Raw genomic sequence first — 516 nt, forward strand, 5'->3', positions numbered from 1 at the left:
GTAAATTGAGAGCGATTAATGATGATCCTGCTATTATAAAATATAGTAAGAACGATAATAAAATTTGTTTATCAGGAACTACCTATTTTTTTAAAAATAATAATATTAATATTGAAGATGAGTGCTATAGTTTTGAAAAAGGAAAATTTAATAAAATAGAGAAGTCTGTATTAAGTGGTATTGAAGAATTTTCTAAGCTACCCTATTCCTCCGATATTCATTTTAAATGTATAAATAATATTAAATTAAATCAGTGTAATAGGTTAAATTTAATACCCTCTAAGACAATATTAACTAAGTATAATTTTGTTAATGCTCAAGATGGAGAGAGTGTATTATTGAAAGGAAAAAAAGATTTCTTTTTAATAGTATCTCCATTTTTTGATGAAGATGGGGCTAATTTAAGGATTATGAAAGTTAAAAATTTTAATTTAATTTCAGAAAAATATATTTATGCAGGAAAAAGTGTAGAGATTGATGATAATTTAAATATAAAATATTTTGAAGGAAATAATA

At 22.5% G+C, this 516-nt stretch carries 1 pseudogene; it reads left to right on the forward strand.

Annotated elements, in window-relative coordinates:
* Positions 1-516, forward strand: a pseudogene (locus tag NI461_RS14110) (hypothetical protein); the annotation flags it as partial.

Origin of the sequence: Acinetobacter sp. S4400-12 (assembly GCF_024129495.1) — a bacterium.
Taxonomy (GTDB): domain Bacteria; phylum Pseudomonadota; class Gammaproteobacteria; order Pseudomonadales; family Moraxellaceae; genus Acinetobacter; species Acinetobacter lwoffii_C.